Raw genomic sequence first — 20,850 nt, 5'->3', positions numbered from 1 at the left:
TATACACCGACACTCCTCCGGCCAGCCAATTGGCTTCAAAAGTCAGGGCTGGAATGACTAATGAAACGTTGAGAGGAGTGGAAATATAATCAACATTGCAACGGTTCATTGCCAGCACTCTAATGGGTAGGTTTGCGGATGAATGGGGTAGGCTTTTGGAAATCTTAGCAAATAGTGCCCGCGACCCTGTTTCGGAATTGAGGGAAGGCGCTTGCTAATATTTTGGCGCCAGCAAAGACCAAGCAGCAATGCCAATTGCCACCTTCTTCACGATCCAGGCCGACCACTTTCCCGACACTTTCCCTCTCGCCATAGGCTTAGTTGACTCAATCTTCTGAATCCTGGCTTTTTCCCAAATTTCGGTTGACCAATTCGGCAATTTTATTGACAAATTGCCGAATTTGGTTGACTCTAATGACAGCCCGGCACGAGGACATTTTCTCAAGCCGGGCTTTGGATTCCTGAGGCATTTTCAATCTCTGGAATAGCGTCTATACCGTGAAAAGGGGGCATAATATGTTCGGAAGTGCGTACGCTGAAGAGAATAATGTAACAGCGCCTAGCCTCGCCGATGAAATCCTTCTTGCAGCTCTCGAAGGAGACACTGTAAAGCTTCGCAAAGCCGCTTCAGAGATCGCTAAATTATACGAAGGCACGCAAAAGTCAAAAATTGCGGTGCAGATCCATGACTTGCTTAATAGGTCACCCATCGAACTCCGCCCTCTACGCGATCCTCAGAAGCTCCCAGTCGACCTTAAAAGTCGATTTCCCTTACTTCAAAAAGAAGATTGGCCTTCCGACCCTTTGATATTGCCTGACAGCCTTGCCGGGGAACTAGAAATCGTTTTGCAAGAAATCGGCTATGCCAGCCAATTAGCCAAAGAAGGCTTGGGGGCACGAAATGCAATTCTGCTCCACGGCATGCCTGGAACGGGGAAAAGCTTGATCGCGGGCCATATCGCTATGCGTCTTGGTCGGCCCCTTCTAACTATTCGCCTCGACACCATTATTTCATCTCTACTCGGCGACACAGCGAAAAATATTCGTTCATTATTCGAATATGCCTTAGCCGGTGGAGCTGTACTGTTCTTAGATGAAATTGACGCTGTAGCCAAAAAGAGGGACGACAATAAAGAGCTTGGGGAACTCAAACGAGTGGTAAACGCTCTTTTGCAAGGCCTAGACCTTCTTGATCACGAAGCAGTTGTGATTGCCGCCACTAACCACCCCCATATGCTGGACCCAGCTATCTGGAGACGATTCCCGTATCAGTATGAAATTGCTGCACCAGACTCAGAAATGCGCCAAGAACTCTGGAAGCATTATCTTTTTCAAGACATTGATCACGACCATGTCGCAGCAATTGCGAAAATCTCTGATGGTCTTACTGGCTCAGATATTCGGGAAATCTCCATTGCCGCGAGACGACGAGCGATAGTTACGCAGTCAGAAATACAAATAATGGGAATTGTTCGATCAATACTCGACAGCTCACCAAGTGAGATTTGTAGGCCTAACTTCCAAGCACTGTCTGGCGACATCGCAGCCAAGTATTATTGGATTTTGTATGACAAGCACAAACTGACCCAGCTTCAGATTGCCAAACTTGCCGGCGTATCGAAGCAATCTGTATCAAAGTTGTTGAAATCTTACAAAAACACCAAATAATGGTACACCCTAAACTCAGGGTGATATATGGCAGATACTCACGGCGTTTTTCGCAACTCCGCGCTCAAGCTGGTTGTTGATTATGAAGAGCATGGCATTGATGCGAGAGGCAAAAACCTCACCGAAGAGCTTGCAGCAAGATTTCGGCGCCTTCAACCTAGGTTACTAGAGCAAACCTCCCTCCTACTAAGTAATTTTCCTGAATACACGCTCTTTGACGGAAGGTTGATAGTATGGGTGAAAATGCAAAATGATGCGTACAGCGTCACAAAGACACCCAATGACCTATTTCTCTCCTCGAATGATATATCGATACGAGCACCATGGAGAGATGGTTATCTCGTCGAAGTGACCAAAGCTGGGTTAACTGAAATCACTCAAAGAATACGCGAAGCCTCGAATGACAAAATCAAGTTTGATATAGCAAATATCAACGCCATTCGATATTTCCCGGACGCGCTAGTTGAGGAATGCGACCCTGCTGGAGCAGACGGAGAAAGCCTGCTATCAATAGACGGCGTGAAGTTATTTCGAGTTCAAACTCCATCCTACAGTACCCAGGAGGCAACGGCTCAAACACTAGAGCACGTGTCCAAATACATTCAATCCGGCTCGTCTCAACTATTATCTCCAGCAACGCCACAACAACTTATTGAAACAGAGCCATCTAGCGTTGTCGATGGGCCAATCGGTTCATCGCGACAAGTTCTATTGGATGTCGACAACAGCATCGATCTGCTGTCGAAGTTGCCAGCCCGCAAAAATAGTCAGTTCACATTGCTTATGGGCTTTAGAGAGGTCGGCGACCTAAAGCGACTTATGCTTAGTGGTAGCGTCGTCAGGTGGGAGCCTCTCTCAAAATTTGCCCCCGCGCCTCCGGGGGAAGGAGAAGAACCCTCACTTGAGCTCAATGTTACAGAACATGATCCGACGGTTGCAGTGATTGACGGCGGGTATCACGCCAATAGATACCGGGACGCGGTAACCTGGGAAGGTCCAAAAATCGTCCCAGATCATTCAGCCGACCGGGCCCATGGAAACAAAGTATGTTCTATCATTGTTGATGGACATGCATGGAACAATCATCTGCCACTTCCAGAGCTGCATTGCCGATTGGGAATAGTTCAAGCGATACCGAAAAGATCGAGCCCTGAAATCGTCACGATTGAGTCAATTGCTCAAGCTCTTGATCAGGCTATGGAGGCGCACCCAGATACAATGGTGTGGAACTTGTCGGCAAACCTTGATCATCCGGCATCAACTTTCGACGTAAGCCAAGGTGGCCACCTGCTCGCGCAAATAGCCCGAAAACACAATCGACTATTGGTGATTTCTGCGGGCAACAAACCTGAAAACACTCTCGGTACCATTGCTCCACCTGCAGATTGCGAAGCGGCGCTGGTCGTGTCTGGAAGGTTACCCGCTCTACTAAACGAGCCTGGTGATCCTTGTCCAATTTCACGAACCGCCTACGGCCCGGACTATATGACGAAGCCAGATCTTAGTTGGTATTCAAAACAACGAGTATTAGGGGGGCAATATGAAACAGGTACCAGCTACGCAACGCCCCTCATCTCACGCCTGGCAGCACATTGTTTCAAGAATGTTGTAGACCCTACGCCAGATTTGGTGAGAGCCCTGATGATAAATGCATCCGACCTCCAGCAGTATTGTCCCCACAGGGGGTTTGGCACCCCCAACTCGGAAGGCCCGCCCTGGCTTAGCACTGATACATCAGTCATCCTTGCATGGACGGAGTCCATCAAAGCCCAGAAAAGGAACTATTGGAATGCCATCGCTATACCACCAAGTATGATCAAAAACGGACGGCTTGTTGGGCGAATCAAGCTCGTATCTATCCTTCGCCCAAGGGTTCAGAGACGAGGTGACAAATATATTGCTACCCGCTTTGAGGCGAATATCCAGAGTTACCATGAAGGTGAGTGGACCAAATCCAACATTTTGGAACCTATGGAATCCAAAGTTTTGGAACGAGTGGCAAGAGCAAAGTATGCAAAATGGCAACCCACGCGCTGCTTCGAGGCAACATTCACCGAGAATAATGGTCCCCATATTGATCCAGAGAAGCCATTTCTCAGGATTGGGGGACGAATATATTGGCGGCACAAATTTATTTTTGATCCTGACGAGATTCGAGATGAAATGCACGAGGTTTCGTTCGCACTAACACTCGAAAGCAGCAACCCTCGGGCAGATACATACAATGAATTTCGTCAGTTGATGGCAGACAATGTCGAAGAGCTAATAACCACCATCGAAGAGGAAGTGGAGGCCGACCAATGACTCAATTCTCATCGCACCTTCTTTAGCCGTATCGTATGAGTTTTCGTAAGCTTAAAGGCCATTCATCATTCTCCAACACCTGATACTAATGATTCAGTTAACTAAATGAGCGGTTAATTTTTTAAACATGAGATTCATAGTCATACCCCAAGGACAGAGCTTGCCTGCCAAGCGATTGGATCAATTCTATACGCTGACAGATGGGTGGGATGACTGAGTTTTGTCAGTAAGGCGGGATCGCCTGTGAGCGATCATGAGCTACCAGCGGAGCGGCGACCTTTTAAGGTTGCCACTTTTCGTTTTCGCATTCTTTCCAAAGATTTGCGTTAGTAATTCTACTAGAAATCGTATAGCGTTCAACTTTAGGGGTTGAACTGCTATAGGGGACTTTCCGATGGGGGACTATGTTTCTCGGCTTGCTTTCAGCGCTTTACTTGTCCTGACACTCACGAGCACTTCCGCGAGCGCAGCTTCTCGCAACTGTACCGCTGCAGAAAAACAAGCGGCAAACAACCAATTAAAAGCTATTGAGGCTGACGCAACTGTCCAATCGCAGATTGCTACCAGGCACGCACCATTCGGCGTGCCGGTGACCACCATCTCAGCCAATAACGAAAAGGTGCTGTTCCAGAACGGATATATTCTTGGCCATGACGGTGACCTTCGAACAGCTCTTTGGGTTTCATATCGCCTGACGGCCAATGATATTGCCGGCGCTACAGGCAAAGACAGAGTAAATTGTTTTCGCAAAGATCCGCGACTTAGCCGCACCAACGCAGCCTCAACCTCCGACTATAAAGAACCAATCTACGATCAGGGCCACATGACAAATGATGCTGACCTGAAGGATGACCTCACTGAGCAGATCAACACCTACATGATGTCAAATATGTCGCCACAACATTGCCGTTTTAACCGTGGCATATGGCTTTCATTGGAGCACCTAACACGCATCTGGGCCGAGAAATATGGTGATATTCTAGTCACCTCCGGTGCCATCTTTGATCGAGATGGCCTCCCTGGTCGAGACGACGACACTGCCGCGATGTACATGAAGAGCAACAACGGTAAAGAGCGCGTTGCTGTTCCAAGCGATTACTTCAAAACGTTCCTGCGACAGGAAAATGGCGTTTGGCATGCGATTACTTTCAAGCTGCCACATAACAATGATGACAATGGTGTCAATTGGGCTGACGTAAAACCCAAGGTTCAAGCCGCCATCTCCTCTATGCTTGAGGTAGAAACTGCGTCAGGGCTAGACCTCTACCCAAACATCGATATGACGACGGTTCGGGAAAGTAGGGACGGATATGATTGGAATCTGTCCATAGGTCGGGCGAATTTTAGCAGCAGCTGTAGATAGACTGGCGTGACAGCACTAGGGTCTCAACCTGATCTACTGCAAACTGGGGCTGAATCAACAGGCGTCCCGTACCCATAGAATCGAAAGGAAAACAGGCGTGAAAAGTACTTCTAAAGTAACCGTCGTTACATCCTGTTTTGCGTTGCTCACAACGCAAGCCCAGGCTCAGAACTTTCCACCTCTGCAAATTTCTGCCGATCCATCTGCCAGATACGAAGTTTTGGATGTCACACAACGTGCGGATGGCATGTTTGAGATCGTCACAAAGCGAACTGGAAAATCTGGAATAAGCTATGCCAAGCGGCTGGTGGATTGCAGAAGCCAAACTGCAAAATATCTAGGGGATGGCGAAACCCTTGAAAGCATGGAGAGATCAAAACCTTCTCCTCGCATGGGGCCTTTGGTTGAAGGGTCTTCGACCCATGCTGTAGCCATGTATGCTTGCACCCATGGTGCAACTTTGGCTGCAAAGTAAGTGCCTCTAAAAATTGGCGTTATCTGGTATGTCAAAAGCGAGCAGGACCTGCAAGGCAAAGGTGACGAAAGGCAGAGCGACAACTTCTTGTGATGCACCGGTTTCATATGGGCAAGCCGATGCTTGGTACTGCAAAAATCATGGGCCCCTGTATTTGGATGGTGAGGAATTCTTTGCGAAAGAAGCGTTCAGAATCTTGACCGACATCCTTGAGGAGGACCGGATAGGGCGATTTCTACCCAACTCCATTCGTGCTGAGTGTAAAAGCTTGCTGGCAAAGAGCCAGAACCGAAAAGCTGAAAAAGACGAACACGCGATAAGATTCTGACTCGCAAAACCCTTAACATCAACAAACAGGCTTCAAGTCAATTTTGAACAAGTGTATCCGCGGCCACGAATGGCTTCGCCGGTTTTGAGCGGCCAATCATACACTTTTTTCGATCAAAATACGTATAGCCAATCCATGTAGATTGTCGCCCTACAATAATGAACACCATCTTCTTTCCTATTGCCTCCGTCGCTCTTATCCAGGAGGAGGCATCAATACCCGACGGAGTTGGATGCGCCTCTGGATGCGAATGCCATTCACCTAGATACGTCTGAAATCCACCACTTTGCTCCCAAGCCTTCATGGCAATTCCATGATGATTCTTGTCTTTCCGATGAAACCTAAATCTGGATGCGACATCCTTTGATTGTTGGACAGTACTTGACGTAATGTCTATATGGTGGCCCCGATAGGACCCAATTAGAATACCCCCGGTTTCATTACCCGAGTGTATTTCCCGAGATTGAAGACCGATTTGGGCTAACACCGGTTTCCGCACAAGCAGGTATCCTCCCTCCGGTCCAAAGTCGCCTATGAAGTCGGAAAACATACGGGGCATCTTATGTGCTTTGAGGGTGACGTGTCTTTAACCGTCTTGGTGATTTGTGGATCGGTATCCACCAGCCTTGTACGTAACGATTTCCCAGGGCGACCCGCCGCCCAATCGAGCATCATCTCAAGGGCCAATCCAGCCGCCATCACCGATGATGCAACGGAATAGGGAATGTAGGCCCCGTCGGAACATGTCGCACTTTCAAAATATGTTTCTTTGTGTGCTTTAAGCGGGGAATACCTCGGCCGTTCGCCAAAGTCCGGTTCAAGACACCTGTAACACGCCAGTTCATTGTCCAGGGTCAACAAGGCCTGCGTAGCAGCACCCAAGCCCTCAAGCCACACAAATAGGACTGGCGGATATTGGTCCTGACTTTTACGAAACAGGTTTAGCCCATTTGAAAAAGTGCTGTCTCCGGTTGCATCAATGATCAAATCATATCCGCCCAAACCATTAAATACCTCTGCAGCATTCCGATCAACAGCCTGAATGTTCTTTCCTGGATATGTGCCCTGCAGCAACTTGGCTAAGGCCACGGACTTACTAATCCCCAAAGCGGTGTGTCCAAGCAAATGACGCCCGATATTGCCCGGTTCATGTAGTTGATTGTCAACAAGTTTGAGCTCGGCGTTTTTACCTGAACCCGCTCCGGATTGGGCTGAAAATTTTGCGAGATGGCTTCCGATTGTACCGCAACCTAGTATACATATTCTCTTGTCCTCCAGCGTCGCCCGCCTCACAAGTGATCTCCCATAAACATAACGGTCCCCAATATCTCGCCCAAAAAAACGTTTCACCTCTATCTTGGATCCAAACATTTGATAAGCCGCTTTCTGGACGGCAGGCTTTTTGAATTCATTACCCTTTTTGCGTTTGAATGGCAGTCCCTGCGGCCACAAGCCATACATGCCGAGCGTGCCATTCAAAAACACCGGACAAGATCTACCCAGTTCAGACGTCATCTGCTCGAGCACGCGGTCATCCAACTTGCCGCCAAAACCCTTGAGCCAACTCAAGTAATCTGACAAAAATCGGAAATCCGGTTGAAACTTGAGAAATGGTGCTGATTCCGAATATTTCAGAACATGTGCGGGTGTCGTATAGTCTTTGAAGCCCTGCTCTCGAGGATGCTGGTTTGCAAAAAACTCTTTCAACCGATCATTATTGGTCAGAAGAGAAACCATATACTCCTCGTTTATCCAACGATGGAGGCTCGTCGCTCCTTCATAAGTAGAATCAATATCTGTGGCAATGCTTCGCCCTCGCCAGTAGAAGCGAAACTCATCCAGAATTTCATCAGAGCAACGACCGGAAAGGGCCTTGTCCAATTCCTTCAGAAATATCTGCCTACACAGCAAGATAGCCTCGCCAGGCCGCGTGGCGTCCAGAATTAGGGTTTCCGGTGCGGAATAACAGAAATTATTATAGGAATCGAGATGCGGCAGAATACCTACAGCGTTGCCGAAGGTTGGAAGATAAAATTTGGGCCTCTCAACAAACCCATCGTCCCTGATAACAATATCAACCCGCAACTCTTTGCCCTGCAGCGATTCCGTCCCGCTGAAACGCGTACCAAAGTCTTGAAAGGACCGGTCAACTTTGTACCCCTTGGTTTCCAAGGTATCTCTAATGACACGTAGGAAAGTCATTTTTAACCAGACTTGTGTTCCATCACCTCCGGTGCGGCTTGATAAGCTGGTGCAGTTGAAAGAACTTCGTCTTTTGGCCCGTTTGTGAATTCCACGAGCCCAACCTCCATTGGGACACGTTCTCCAAATACGTCGCAGATCTGTCCAAGCGCCGCCTCTTTGCGAAATCCAGCATTAAGCGCGTGATCCACTTTTTCGACCAGTTCATATGCCTTCAAGATGAAATCGCCTCGCTCCTGCTGACTCCATCCTGACGCCAGATTGTTGTGCTCCTCAGGTAAAACGGGATTGATGATGGCGCCGTGCAGTGCATCTGCCAGATATCGCGCTGTCTGAAGGAGCGCTATATCCAGGCGATCTTCCGCTGGCCTGGATCCATCCGGATTGCCGAAAGCATTGTCGTATGCCTCTACAGCGACGGTCATAAGTGAGATTGATGAAAGTTTGCATTCATTCCAGTTGTAATCTCGCCATGCCTTCAAAAGGCGGCAAACATCACGCAACTGTTCCCCATGATCGCGTACTGCGTCGTTAAACCAATCATGAATTTTCTGAGGGTCCGATAAAATCCAATCATCTTCTCGAGTAGCCAGCTTCACTTGGTTACTGTCAATGCGGAAAGGGCTACGATAGTCTTTCATAGCCTCATAAATATAGGTCTGAGAGAAATCCAGACTGTCGGAGGCCATCTCTTTGGTAAGGCGATCGAACTCTTTATCCGGCACACCGTACAAGGGCAAGTCAATATGGCTCTTCCCGCTGTTCAGTTCCACGCGAACACAGGAATTTTTTGAAGTGTCAAGGCGCCAGCCTTTATCCTCACACAGCTTGGAGATTGCCCGCTCCACAACATCAAAATATACTGACGCCTTTAGTGTAGGTTGCCCCAGATAAAAAGGCATGGGCACATAAATGCCATCATCAAGATCAACTTGCTGTGGCGGCAGTTTCGCTGGCCAGTTTACCGTTTTGTATTGGAAGGAGCCCTGCGTCAGAAACTTGGGTTTGAACTCCAGATCAGGCTGGAGCGAGTGATCGTAGCGTGTGTGCTTATAAAAAGCTTCCGAGAAGACCACCTGAGCACTAGCCATTTCCGGCAATTCTTTAAACTCCTGCCGGATATGATCACGAATTTCAGAACGGGCAGACAAGAGCGCATCACGCTCCGAGGAGACAACCTCAATGTTTTTGAGAAACCCGGGAGAAAACAGTTTCCCTTTGAAAACTTTGTGCAGGTTTAGTCGCGACATTTTCAATGACCTAATGAAATGGATTCAATTAATTCAATATTATGTGGTAAACAAACCAAACTAATCAAGATGATGTGCCCAAAATGTTTGATAATTACTCAAAAAACTACTTTAGAAGGTGTCCGTTCATATGGTGCGGGCCAAAATTGTCGGAGAGATCGACTCATTCTAACCTCTGGCCAACAGACTATTTTTAGAGAATAAGGCTTCGTTTTATATGGATAATAACCAGAAGTCGTCAGCAACTCGTTCTAACGACGGCAATGAATCCCAGACACTTGTAGATCAACTGAAGGTCTTCCTTTTTGGCGATAGTGACGACTTCGTCTCAGCTGTATTCTATGCCCTTTCAAAATTCAGCAGACCACTGGCCGAAATTTGGTTCAAAGTAATGGGGTGGTTTATCGTTGTTGCGGCGCTTATGACGCTCGCTCAAATCACAGGCAAACGCATTTTCTTTGTACTCTCTTACCTCAGCTCAGGGTTACTCGTGATCTATATCTTGTTTGGTGGAATACAGTACCTTTTTGATCTTCAGGAGAAGCACAGCGATACCGCAAAGTCCAAAGGTGAGGTTCTAATCCTGATAGTCTTGATGTTCGGAGGCTTCTACGCCTTCCTTTCTCTGGCTGGAGCAACAGGTGATGCATTGCGTGAACTCGCAACCACGCACCTAAAGCAATAGACGAGTAGCTATACATTGGGGTCGCCCGGATTTTACTATCCCTCGCCTGACTTTACCTACTCCAAGCGAGTAAATGTAATCGTGCCAGCTGTGCACATGGCTCTTCGCCACATCCGATTGCTCCAGAAGTACCCTTCCAGACAATCTGAATCTGCATCATATTGCAGACGTGCCGAGCCATCGAACTCCACATCGTCTGCCACATTGTCAGTTTTATTGGTTTGCCTGTACATATAGCAAATTCCTGGTTTCTTGAGCCCGTTTGCTTTTATCGGCTCTATGAGAATAGTATGTGAGTCTTCGATGGGAGTATTTTGGGCGGGATTGTAGAGCCTCATCTCCATCCCAAACCACGATTGATCTATTCTTGCCCGCAAGGTCATGCTACTCAAGGTCGCCAGATCCATATCCCTGCAAGAAGCCATATCAATGCCTTCGGTTTTTGAGCTTGCCGCGTCAAGCAACTGGCTTACTCGCGGCCAGTTGCTATTCAGCGTAACCACCCAGTCGCCATTGAGGTCGGGAAAAATTATCTTTCCCAACATAGGGAACCAACTCCAAAGCTTCCGCCATACAGCTCTCAGCAAGAGGGTGTTAATCAGCAACCAAACAACGACAGGGATAAGAGCTGTTCTCAACTCCATGTGAAACAGGTCGCTGATCACATTAAAAAAATAACCAACACCAATGCCAAGCCAAACAATGGCGATAACAATCAATTTTTTAGAAAGAACCCTGTACATGATCTGCCCCCTCGCAGTTTTAAGCGCCTATATGTCAGTTGATATAGGTTACCTATGAAAGATACTATCAAGCGTTCGTCGGCAAAAAGAAACCGGGCGCTCTGGTTGACAACCGTGAAAATCAGAACGCCAATGCGGCTATTAATTAAACAAAATTAAAGCGTTCTTCTGCAGCTTAGTTCAAAAGTGACACGGATTCATCAAAAGAGCACAGGAAATATTTACAAATCAGTATAAGTTCTCACCTCGTTCCCGCCCGTTCGAGTGAGAGGTGGCCGCAATTCCAGCCCTCTTCTGAATATTCTTGGTGACTTTAGAGTTTTACAGGATTGTAGATGCACCGCCAAATCCAAGGTCTGCATGACTTTTTCAAATCTGTCTTCTGGCATCGCTGCATTACCCAATCCACAATCTATGCAATTATAATATGCGCGCGTCCGATTTTGTCACCCCCCTGTTTTAGCTTCAGAGTTGGGTCAGTAGACTCAGAAAAACAGCAGTTAGAAAGGCATGAAAATTGGCAACCAACCCACCAAAAGGAGATGGCCGTAGGATCGGAGCGGTCCGAGGGCGTTCTCAGACTCAAACCCCAAGCGGGAATTATGTGAAACGCGACACATCAACTGGTCGGTTTATGGATGTGAAGACGTCTAGCAAAACCCCCTTCAAAGGCGTTCGGAAGGAAAAGTAGTGGCGAGCAGGATTGAACACGAATTTATCGGCGCGTTTGCGGGGGGTGTCTTTGCTACTTTCAACAATGACGAGGCCAATCCACATGCGGTGAATGTGGCCACAGGCGCTCTGCTCGGCAAATATGCGGCGAGGTTGCCTGACATGTTTGAACCCGCTTCCCACCCCAACCATAGAAACTTCTTTCATTCTTGGGTGTTCCTCGGCACTCTCGGTGTCGGCATGTACAAGCTGACGAAATGGGAACCGAAAGAGGGCTACGAAAAGGTCCTAAAGTGGTTCGTGCTGATTGCTGGCGTCGCATATGCTTCACATTTGCTGCGGGATTCGATCACGCCCAAAGGGCTGCCCTTGGTGTAGGAGCGCTACATGTCCTTGCATGAGGCTCGATTGAGCAAAATCATAAAAATTGCCTACGCTGATGCAAAACTCTCTCGCAAGGAGATCTTCAATGATGTGTCAGCTTGCATTCGAAAAGAGCAAAACCCGGAGAGTGGCTCCGGTGGCGGAGGCGACTTCCACGGTGTGTTGTGGGCGGCCTTCAAGGAGTGCATCTTTGAACAAGATGTAGAGGGTTTTGATCAGATGGTTGCGGCTCTGATCAGCGGAAATTCGCGCCGCAAAAGGCTGTTCCCCCAGTTGGCGGACGGATTGAAGTCGTGGGGGTTGCTAAAACGGCGTTGGATGAACGAAGAGATCAAAAGAATCAAAAACCCTGTCGGAACCGTCATCTTGGAAGGCCAAGATATCGCGTTTAAGGTCAACAATGTCCTTGCTCTTGAAATTGTCGGAAAGGGCAATCGCTATATCTACCCGTATTTTAGTGAAAAGCCGGCGCTGAATGATGAAGCAGCGCGTGTAGCTCTGTGGCAATTGCATTGTGCATTACCCCATGTGCATCTCGATGAAATCAGGATATTGGACGTCATGCGCGGGAAAAGCTACTCGACGGTGGAGGTGCCTCTAGTGGGGGATGAGCACGACATTTTCGCTCATCAGGTCGCGGAGATTTTTCAATTATGGGACAAGCGATACCAAGATCGAAAAAACGGTACGGCCTAGGCAACGTTTTCCCCCGGACTAAGTCTGGATCTATTCAATTTCAAGCGTATAAGGTAAATGGCGCGTGGGCAAATTGTCGAGCACAAAGAGACTGCATGATGAGCAGCTAAGGGCGCGGCTTAACCGCCTGATGAGCGGCGATCTGCGGCCTGACGACGTAACGAAGCTCTTTGCAGGACTGCGATCCTCAACCTATGGCCGAGCAAGTTTCAGAGAACTCGCCGATTTCGCCGCGCATCCAGACTTTCGGAACCGAGGACCTATTACTGACCGCATTCGTGATATGCGCACAACATTCAAACCACTCATTGATCATGCATTAAATCCTAACGGAGCCAGCATCGAGCAAATCTTTGACCGCGCGGAGTCAAACTTTAGGATGGCTACAGATGAACAAGTTGCCAGGCTTTCAGGCGGACTCAAAAGGCGCAAGGCCGGCTCGGTGCTCGGGTCAGCAATCGACAAACTACGACAGGGCCCAAAAGGGATTCATCTAAGTCCAGCCGAAAAACTCCTCGCCCACAACTTCGGTGACCGCTTGATTTGGAACCCGGCCTTGCGTGCAAAGGGGGTTTTTGACGACTTTAAGCAGGTGATGCTCAAGAACGGCCTGATGACGGCGTGCAACAGTGATAAGCTGGATGATGCCCGAGCTTTGGTGATACTTCATGCGATCACTGTCATGCATGGTGTTGCATTTGATATTGGCGATGGCATGAAGGGTGTGCTCCAGGCTGGCTACAAGAATGAAGAAGGATGTTTGGAAGTGACCACGGTACTCAATCTTGAAGGATATCCAAAGATGATATCTCTAAAGCTTGGTATGTTTTGGACTGACTTGTTGGCTAAAAACCATGTTGATGAAATGCTCTTGGATCGCCATGGCCCATGGGATTTCCCTATTGAGATTCAGGATAACAAACTGTGTCCTATTGGGGATGTACCTGAGTTGCAGGAGGAGGATGATAATTCGACCATGGTGCATCTTCCATAGTGAGAACGCTTATCTTTATCGCTATAGCGAACAATTTCGAGGCGCTCATCTACGCCAATTAGTGGGGCAAGCTAGAGAAAGCTTGGCAGAACTATTACCCTTTCAGCGAGTGTGGGCGAGTTGAGGCCTTTAAAGCCAACCTATTGCCAATTCTACAATTAATTTTCAGATTTTTTGTAGTTAGCCACTTGAGATATTTGGGCCGCCCAGTGGCTAAAAATCATGAAAAAGTTATGTGTGTTCCTCAGCGAGTGCGACTGCAATGCGCCTACGAGCAGTCACTGAAATGGCGTCGCTATTTAGCTGCTTTTCGCCAAAAGCGATAGGTAGAGTGTCTTAAGTGCTGACTTGTCGAGTACGACGAGTCAACATGGCTTGTGCACGTAATACAACGGGAGGGTCAATCATTTTGTTATCAATTGAAGTTGCAGCCTTTCCATCGCCACGAGCTTCATTGCTAAGAGTAATTACGTTTTTGGCATCTTCGAGTTCCTGGGGGCTAACGGTGAATACTTCATTCGCTATCTCAACCTGACTTTGTTGATTTCCGCTGAGAAGTGACCCGGTAGAGTGATAAATTTCCATTGAGAATTGACCCATGTTGAACTCACCCCCTGGCATTGATGAGCAGGGGAAGATGGAGTGTTGGACATGGCGTTTTTGAGCGTTATCAGGCGCTGGCATCACCGGGATCATCTGTCGATCCGGGAGATAGCGCGGCGGACAGGACTATCCCGTAATACCATTCGCAAATATCTGCGATCGGACACGATCGAACCACAGTTCAGGGTGCCGGAACGGCCGAGCAAGCTGGACCCGTATACCGAGCGGCTTTCGCTCTGGCTGAAGCGGGAGATGGGCCGTCCCCGCAAGCAGAAGCGGACGATCAAGCAGTTGCATGCCGATCTGGTGAGCCTCGGCTACGAGGGTTCTTACGGCCGTGTGGCGGCTTTTGCTCGGGCCTGGCATGAGGACTATCGTCGTCAGCAGCATCTGGGCGGACGAGGTACCTTCGTGCCCTTGTCCTTCGCGCCGGGCGAGGCGTTCCAGTTCGACTGGAGCGAGGACTGGGCGATCATCGCCGGCGTGCGCACCAAGCTGCAGGTTGCCCACTTCAAGCTCGCCTATAGCCGGGCTTTCCTCGTGCGCGCCTATCTGTTGCAGACCCACGAGATGCTGTTCGACGCCCACAATCATGCCTTCAGGGTGCTGGGCGGGGTGCCGCGCCGGGGCATCTACGATAACATGCGCACGGCCGTCGACAAGGTCGGGCGCGGCAAGGAGCGGAGCGTCAACGCCCGCTTCCAGACCTTGGTCAGCCATTATCTGTTTGAAGCCGAGTTCTGTAACCCGGCGGCAGGCTGGGAGAAGGGGCAGGTCGAGAAGAACGTACGGGATGCGCGGCACCGCCTGTGGCAGCCGACACCGCAGGCCGAGAGCCTCGATGCCCTGAACCGGTGGCTTGAGGCGCGCTGCAAGGCGCTCTGGCACGAGATCCCGCACGGCACCGAAGTCGGCTCGGTTGCCGATGCCTGGGCGGATGAGGTGGAAAGCTTGATGCCGGCAGGCCGGCCGTTCGACGGCTTTGTCGAATATGGCAAGCGGGTCTCGCCGACCTGCCTCGTGCATCTGGAGCGCAACCGCTATAGCGTACCGGCCTCCTTCGCCAACCGGCCGGTCAGCCTGCGCGTCTATCCCGACCGCTTCCTGGTCGTCGCCGAGGGCGCCGTCATCTGCGAACACCAGCGTATCATCGACCGGTCCCACGACAGGCCGGGGCGGACCGTTTATGACTGGCGTCATTATCTGGCCGTCGTCCAGCGCAAGCCGGGCGCCCTCAGGAACGGGGCGCCGTTCCTCGACCTGCCGGAGGCCTTCCGGAAGCTGCAGCAGCATCTCATGGGCCATGCTGGCGGTGACCGCGAGATGGTCGAGATTCTGGCTCTGATCCTGCATCATGACGAACAGGCTGTGCTCACAGCGGTTGCCATGGCGCTCGATGCCGGGGTGCCGACCAAGACCCATATCCTCAACTTGCTGTACCGGCTCCTTGACCCCAAACAGGCCCCTGCGCTGCCGGTGAGGGCGCCACAGGCGCTCCGGCTGGTCAGCGAACCGGTGGCCGATGTCGAGCGTTACGATGCCCTTTGCCGGGAGAGCCGCCATGCGTCATGATCCCGCAAGCGGTGCCATCGTCGTCATGCTCCGAAGCCTGAAGATGCACGGCATGGCCCAGGCTGTCACCGATCTCATGGCCCAGGGCGCGCCAGTCTTCGAGGCGGCAGTCCCGGTCCTGTCCCAGCTCCTCAAGGCCGAGACCGCGGAACGCGAGATGCGGTCGGTCGCCTATCAGCTCAAGGTCGCCCGCTTCCCGGCTTACCGGGACCTCGCCGGCTTCGACTTCGCCGACAGCGAGGTGGAAGAGGCTCTGGTGCGCCAGTTGCATCAAGGTGACTTCATCGACGGTGCCGACAATGTGGTGCTGGTCGGCGGTCCCGGTACCGGAAAGACCCATCTGGCCACGGCGCTCGGGGTCCAGGCTATCGAGTATCACCGGAAGCGGGTCCGCTTCTTCTCCACCGTCGAGCTCGTCAATGCGCTCGAACAGGAGAAGGTCCAGGGCAAAACAGGGCAGATTGCCAACCGGCTGCTCCATACCGACCTCGTGATCCTCGATGAACTCGGTTACCTGCCGTTCAGTGCATCGGGCGGAGCTTTGCTCTTCCACCTGCTGAGCAAGCTCTATGAACGCACCAGCGTCATCATCACCACCAATCTCAGCTTCAGCGAATGGGCCAGCGTGTTCGGCGATGCCAAGATGACTACCGCGCTCCTCGACCGCCTCACCCATCACTGCCACATCCTTGAGACTGGAAACGACAGCTTCCGCTTCAGGAACAGTTCCGCAAGGGAGATCAAAACAAAAAAGGAGAAAAACCCATCTTGACCCATAACTAAGACCCGAAACATAATCTCACCCGGGTCAATTCTCGGTGAAAACACCGGGTCACTTCTTAGCGGAAATCAACACCCTGTCGTTCAGGACAAGAGCACCTTCCCGCTCTGCAAATAGAGCCCCCTTGGTCCAAGTCGATCCGATATCAATCGAGATGATTGCCATTTTTTATCTCAAGGCGCGGAGGCAAAGGAGTTATCTAACTCCGGAAGCTCTTGCTTGAATGCAGTTGAAAGCTCTTGACGCATCCGCGTCACGTCGTTGTGTAGAAGGTCACACATGTCGTGAAGGTCCGAGTTGGGTGGAAAAACTCGATCAAAACCCATCGCTTGAAATAGCTCCGCCACCTCAACGCAGGGCCGCTTTCCAACTACTAGATTGCCACCGATGTATAGGACTATTTGACCTACACCTCGTTCTTCGCACTTGGCTCTGAAGCCGAAGCAGTCAATTTCGCCGTGACCGTATATAGACGAAACTAGAATTGCATCAGCGTTCGTCTCAATAGCTGCGTCGATGAATTCATCTTGGCTGACCATCACACCTAGGTTGATGACTGCAAACCCTTGCTGGCTCAGAAAGCTGTTCAAAATCGTATTGCCGACAGCATGGCAGTCCGCGCCGATAACCCCGAGAACAACTTTGATCGTAGAATTGATTTTTACCGACAAAATGATCACCTCGAACAAACGTAAAAGCAACTTTGTAATTAGTGATATTTTGATAAAAATAAAAATCAGAAAATAATTTTTGTTATATCAAAAAATATGATTCAAGTGAAAAAATGGTCCTGGCCGTGTGGTGGCGGTGAGATAAAATCTTCATTTCTTGTGTGAAGTGGGCGTTCTTTTGGGTTGGGCTGCATGTTTATAGCCTCCCTTTGTGTCATTCTGCTGCGCAGATTTTCAGGGTTTCATCAGTTGGTGTCGCCTAGGCTCAGGTATACGTGGATTTGGTTGGTTCAATTAATAATTGATCAATATAAAAAATTAACTTATATAAAAAATATGCCATTTAAATAAATTGGGAGTTGGCGCATGTTTGGAGCACTGAACGGTAAAGGGAATGCGATGGAAGGAGAGCTCAGCCGATTGCGTAGCCTCAGACTTCCCGATCTGCCAACAGTGCCGCAAGATGAGTTTGCGCAAAGGATAAAAAAGGCCTGTCAGTTGATGGCAGAAAGTGGGATTAGCGCAGTCTTTCTGAACGCGGGTCCCAATTTGGCCTATTTCACCGGTATTGAACTCTTCTCTAGAGAGAGATTGTTGGGGGCATTGCTGAATCAGTCAGGTGACCTCTGCTTCTTTGTACCATCATTTGAGTTGGGGACATTTAGTGAATTCGGTTACCAGAGTGGTGAGGTCAGGTGCTGGGAGGAACACGAGTCTCCCTATATAGGATTGGCGGATTGGTTTTTGAAAAAATCTGCGGGGTCAAGTGGGGTGCTGGCTGTGGATGAGCGAACCCCCTTTTTTCATGTGAGTGAAATTCAATCCAGCCTACCTGGTGTCAAGTTGGTCAATGCAAAATCAATTACAGCAACCTGCCGCATGATAAAGTCTGAGAGTGAACTTGCCTGCATACAAGCCGCCATGAACATGACGCTCGAGGTTCAACAAAGTTGTCGATCAGTACTGGACTGTGGGCTTGAGGCCGGTGAGCTTAAAGCATTTATCGATGCAGCTCACAAGGCAATTGGCGCGAAGCAGGGTTCGTATTTTTGCTCGGTGTTATTTGGGGATGCTTCTTCCTATCCTCACGGCGTACGTTGTCAGCAGGTGTTGCGGGAAGGTGACGTCGTGCTGATTGATACCGGGTGCCAAGTCGCCGGATACAAATCGGATATAACTCGAACATACGTCTTCGGCGAACCCACATCCTATCAGCGAGAAATCTGGAAAACTGAACAAGAGGCTCAAATGGCCGGGTTTAAAGCGGCCGCGCAGCCAGGGGCGAAGTGTAGCGATGTGGACCTTGCAGTGAGAAATTTTCTTGAGGCAAGGGGGTTAGGTCCGGGGTATGAATTGCCTGGGCTGCCACATCGTACTGGGCATGGAATAGGCCTCGAAATACACGAATGGCCTTATTTAAACCTCGCTGACACGACCGCGCTTCAGGAAGGTATGTGTTTTAGCTGTGAACCTACGATATGCGTGCCAGGTAAATTCGGTATGCGTTTGGAAGATCATTTCTTTATGTCAACCGACGGCCCGACTTGGTTCACACAGCCCAGCCCTTCGATTGACTCTCCATTTTTTTGCTGATCACAGGCAGTTAACGCCTGTTTGACGATCTGTATGTATTGGAAGTTTTATGTTGATTGCCGAAATTGATACAGAATTGGGAACTGTTTCTATACTGCTGCGGACGGATTTGGCGCCGAAGACATGCGCATATTTCCGAGAAAATGCTGACCTTGGCCGTTTTGGGGGGACCAGCTTTTTTCGTGTCTTAAATGAAGGGAACCAGCCAGGCGGAGTACCAAAGATTCACATCATTCAAGGCGGCATTAAATACTCCGCAGACGCGAGGCAAGATCCACTACAAATGGAAACTACGGAAATAACCGGCTTGAAACACCGAAAGTATGCCGTTTCACAGCCAAGGTTTGGGGTGGGAACGGCGTACGCTGGCTTTTTCATTTGTCTGGAAGATGAGCCGGAACTTGATTATGGCGGTAGGCGGAATCCGGATGGGCAGGGCTTTTCAGCCTTTGGTGAGGTAATAAGCGGCAAAGATGTTGTGCAGGCCATTTACCTACGAGCGGGCACCGAGCCATTTCTCGAAAACGAAGTGGAAATCAAAGGCGTGACATATAGGCAGGTCGATAATCTTGAGTTTCAGATTGAGAGAGAAGTGCCTGAGGCTCGTGTATAATCGGTCGCAGAGTTCGTCGATATCACTGCTCGAGGGCAGTGTGATGTTTGGTATGATAAAAGGAGTTGTCAATGACAGAGGCGAAGAAAGTAAAGATAATGCTCCTGAAAACGGTGAGCGCGTTAGGACAAGAGCGGGAGCTTGGCTCTGTTTTGTCCGAAATTTGTGCGCCGGAGACAGAAGCTGAGATTTGGTCACTTGCTAGCGTTCCCAAGCTTACAAATCTAGAATACCGCACTTATGAAACTTTTGTTGGGCCCGACATGTTGCGAGCAATCCGAAAGGCTGAGCGCGAAGGTTTCGATGCAGTGATAATTGGTTGTTTTATGGATCCGCATATAGCGGCGGCACGCGAGCTAAGTCGCTCCACGGTAATAGTTGGCTCATGTCAAGCCAGTCTTCAGGTTGCGTCCTCGCTTGGTGCTAAATTTTCAGTCCTGGTGGGAGCGAAACATTGGATTTCGCATGTGGAAGAATTGGTTCGTCACTATGGATATGCAGATCGATTGTCGTCCGTGTTGCCAATGGAAATTGACGCCGCTGATTTGCGAGATGATGTCGCAACTACAGTGACGAAAATAATCGACCTAGGACGTCGGGCAATTGAAGAAGATGGCGCCGATGTGATCGTTATGGGCTGCACCTATACTTTCGGTATGTATCGAGCCATTCAAGACGCCCTCAATGTGCCGGTGATCGACCCAGCATTCGCATCTTTCAAAATGGCAGAGTTGCTGGCATGGCAAAAGAAGACCTTTGGCTGGATGCAAAGTAATGGAGTTGGCCAGCAAGCTCCGCCTGAATCCGAGATTGAGGCCTTCGAGCTGTTCGCCGTTCCACCTGCAATCGGGTGCAGGGTAGAAATTGGTTAGAGTATTTGGGGTCATGAGACCAAAGACACCTGACCCCGCCGATATTGCCCCCCCCTCTCTCTCTTCCCCCAGCGGGGATGGTGATAGATAGCCCGTCTTCCTTATTGAAGACGGGCTATATTTTTTCTGTGGATTGTACTTGAACTGCCGCATGTGAGGGCAGTTTTTTTGGGATAAGGGGTTGGAGTTGGTGCTGTTAAAACATTGAAAGAATTTAGTTTGGTTTCCCAACATATCACGCTCCAAACAATTCACTATTTGTTAAAGTTTAAGTGTGTTGCAGTGTTCTGTGTTTGATGTGTATAGGGCGGTGTAAAAGTAGGCCACTGAAGCGGCGGCGTTGTGTTGCTGCGGGCGGAGTAAAAGTCTGCCACTTTTTGG

19 protein-coding genes are annotated in these 20,850 nt (G+C 49.6%); 13 read left to right on the top strand and 6 right to left on the bottom strand.

The genetic code is table 11. The features are described from left to right. Positions 1 to 516: 516 nt before the first annotated feature. The 4 genes from ACFO5Q_RS17280 to ACFO5Q_RS17265 all read left to right on the top strand — a co-directional run bounded on the left by ACFO5Q_RS17280 (position 517) and on the right by ACFO5Q_RS17265 (position 5,810). The gene (locus ACFO5Q_RS17280; protein WP_068147284.1) at positions 517 to 1,668 is read left to right on the top strand and encodes an AAA family ATPase; all 1,152 of its coding nucleotides are present in this window, start codon (positions 517 to 519) and stop codon (positions 1,666 to 1,668) included. Positions 1,669 to 1,695: 27 nt separating this feature from the next. Next, complete coding sequence (locus ACFO5Q_RS17275) at positions 1,696 to 3,972, top strand: S8 family peptidase (protein WP_068147281.1); 2,277 nt, start codon at positions 1,696 to 1,698, stop codon at positions 3,970 to 3,972. Positions 3,973 to 4,366: 394 nt separating this feature from the next. Continuing rightward, on the top strand, positions 4,367 to 5,335 hold the full coding sequence (locus tag ACFO5Q_RS17270; protein ID WP_068147278.1) for a DNA/RNA non-specific endonuclease: 969 nt from the start codon (positions 4,367 to 4,369) through the stop codon (positions 5,333 to 5,335). A gap of 97 nt (positions 5,336 to 5,432) precedes the next feature. After that, on the top strand, positions 5,433 to 5,810 hold the full coding sequence (locus tag ACFO5Q_RS17265; RefSeq protein ID WP_156431942.1) for a hypothetical protein: 378 nt from the start codon (positions 5,433 to 5,435) through the stop codon (positions 5,808 to 5,810). Between the two features lie 365 nt (positions 5,811 to 6,175). Here ACFO5Q_RS17265 and ACFO5Q_RS17260 read toward each other — a convergent pair whose 3' ends face one another. From ACFO5Q_RS17260 to ACFO5Q_RS17250, 3 genes are read right to left on the bottom strand one after another with little or no spacing between them, the layout of a single operon-like run. After that, complete coding sequence (locus tag ACFO5Q_RS17260) at positions 6,176 to 6,688, bottom strand: Mov34/MPN/PAD-1 family protein (protein ID WP_068147273.1); 513 nt, start codon at positions 6,686 to 6,688, stop codon at positions 6,176 to 6,178. After that, positions 6,670 to 8,310, bottom strand: coding sequence for a ThiF family adenylyltransferase (locus ACFO5Q_RS17255; protein ID WP_197421050.1), 1,641 nt, complete (start codon positions 8,308 to 8,310; stop codon positions 6,670 to 6,672). Before ACFO5Q_RS17255 ends, ACFO5Q_RS17260 begins: the two co-directional genes overlap by 19 nt. Positions 8,311 to 8,342: 32 nt before the next feature. After that, positions 8,343 to 9,590, bottom strand: coding sequence for a CBASS cGAMP synthase (locus tag ACFO5Q_RS17250; protein WP_068147267.1), 1,248 nt, complete (start codon positions 9,588 to 9,590; stop codon positions 8,343 to 8,345). A gap of 217 nt (positions 9,591 to 9,807) precedes the next feature. Between ACFO5Q_RS17250 and ACFO5Q_RS17245 the strand changes: the two genes are divergently transcribed. After that, positions 9,808 to 10,275, top strand: coding sequence for a hypothetical protein (locus tag ACFO5Q_RS17245; RefSeq protein WP_068147263.1), 468 nt, complete (start codon positions 9,808 to 9,810; stop codon positions 10,273 to 10,275). A 56-nt stretch (positions 10,276 to 10,331) separates the two neighbouring features. On the opposite strand, the gene ACFO5Q_RS17240 is transcribed toward ACFO5Q_RS17245, so the two are convergent. Next, the gene (locus tag ACFO5Q_RS17240; protein WP_068147260.1) at positions 10,332 to 11,018 is read right to left on the bottom strand and encodes a hypothetical protein; all 687 of its coding nucleotides are present in this window, start codon (positions 11,016 to 11,018) and stop codon (positions 10,332 to 10,334) included. A 690-nt stretch (positions 11,019 to 11,708) separates the two neighbouring features. Between ACFO5Q_RS17240 and ACFO5Q_RS17235 the strand changes: the two genes are divergently transcribed. The 3 genes from ACFO5Q_RS17235 (at position 11,709) to ACFO5Q_RS17225 (ending at position 13,764) form a co-directional block, all read left to right on the top strand. Next, complete coding sequence (locus ACFO5Q_RS17235; RefSeq protein ID WP_068147257.1) at positions 11,709 to 12,068, top strand: metal-dependent hydrolase; 360 nt, start codon at positions 11,709 to 11,711, stop codon at positions 12,066 to 12,068. 9 nt (positions 12,069 to 12,077) lie between these two features. Next, complete coding sequence (locus ACFO5Q_RS17230; protein WP_068147254.1) at positions 12,078 to 12,770, top strand: hypothetical protein; 693 nt, start codon at positions 12,078 to 12,080, stop codon at positions 12,768 to 12,770. 64 nt (positions 12,771 to 12,834) lie between these two features. Further along, a complete protein-coding gene (locus tag ACFO5Q_RS17225) occupies positions 12,835 to 13,764 on the top strand; it encodes a hypothetical protein (RefSeq protein ID WP_156431941.1) in 930 nt (309 codons plus the stop codon). A 336-nt stretch (positions 13,765 to 14,100) separates the two neighbouring features. Here ACFO5Q_RS17225 and ACFO5Q_RS17220 read toward each other — a convergent pair whose 3' ends face one another. Beyond that, complete coding sequence (locus ACFO5Q_RS17220; RefSeq protein WP_068147248.1) at positions 14,101 to 14,364, bottom strand: hypothetical protein; 264 nt, start codon at positions 14,362 to 14,364, stop codon at positions 14,101 to 14,103. A gap of 51 nt (positions 14,365 to 14,415) precedes the next feature. Between ACFO5Q_RS17220 and istA the strand changes: the two genes are divergently transcribed. Next, entirely contained in the window at positions 14,416 to 15,939 is a 1,524-nt protein-coding gene (gene istA, locus ACFO5Q_RS17215) for an IS21 family transposase (RefSeq protein WP_068147307.1), read from the top strand. After that, positions 15,929 to 16,711 (top strand): IS21-like element helper ATPase IstB, encoded by a 783-nt coding sequence (gene istB / locus ACFO5Q_RS17210; RefSeq protein WP_068147246.1) that lies wholly within the window; start codon positions 15,929 to 15,931, stop codon positions 16,709 to 16,711. The genes istA and istB overlap by 11 nt, the downstream gene beginning before the upstream one ends. Before the next feature lie 182 nt (positions 16,712 to 16,893). On the opposite strand, the gene glmS is transcribed toward istB, so the two are convergent. Next, on the bottom strand, positions 16,894 to 17,367 hold the full coding sequence (gene glmS, locus ACFO5Q_RS17205) for a methylaspartate mutase subunit S (RefSeq protein WP_380084442.1): 474 nt from the start codon (positions 17,365 to 17,367) through the stop codon (positions 16,894 to 16,896). 390 nt (positions 17,368 to 17,757) lie between these two features. Here glmS and ACFO5Q_RS17200 point away from each other — a divergent pair, with 390 nt between their 5' ends. The 3 genes from ACFO5Q_RS17200 (at position 17,758) to ACFO5Q_RS17190 (ending at position 20,469) form a co-directional block, all read left to right on the top strand. Then, positions 17,758 to 18,984, top strand: a complete 1,227-nt coding sequence (locus tag ACFO5Q_RS17200; protein ID WP_068147243.1) for a M24 family metallopeptidase — start codon at positions 17,758 to 17,760, stop codon at positions 18,982 to 18,984. Positions 18,985 to 19,033: 49 nt separating this feature from the next. Continuing rightward, positions 19,034 to 19,597 (top strand): peptidylprolyl isomerase, encoded by a 564-nt coding sequence (locus ACFO5Q_RS17195; protein ID WP_068147240.1) that lies wholly within the window; start codon positions 19,034 to 19,036, stop codon positions 19,595 to 19,597. A gap of 71 nt (positions 19,598 to 19,668) precedes the next feature. Then, complete coding sequence (locus ACFO5Q_RS17190; RefSeq protein ID WP_068147237.1) at positions 19,669 to 20,469, top strand: aspartate/glutamate racemase family protein; 801 nt, start codon at positions 19,669 to 19,671, stop codon at positions 20,467 to 20,469. The last annotated feature ends 381 nt before the right edge of the window (positions 20,470 to 20,850 follow it).

Origin of the sequence: Kordiimonas lipolytica (assembly GCF_042651265.1) — a bacterium.
Classification (GTDB): domain Bacteria; phylum Pseudomonadota; class Alphaproteobacteria; order Sphingomonadales; family Kordiimonadaceae; genus Kordiimonas; species Kordiimonas lipolytica.
The sequence above is the reverse complement of the archived record's forward strand: the minus strand, read 5'-3'. Positions and strand labels throughout refer to the sequence as shown.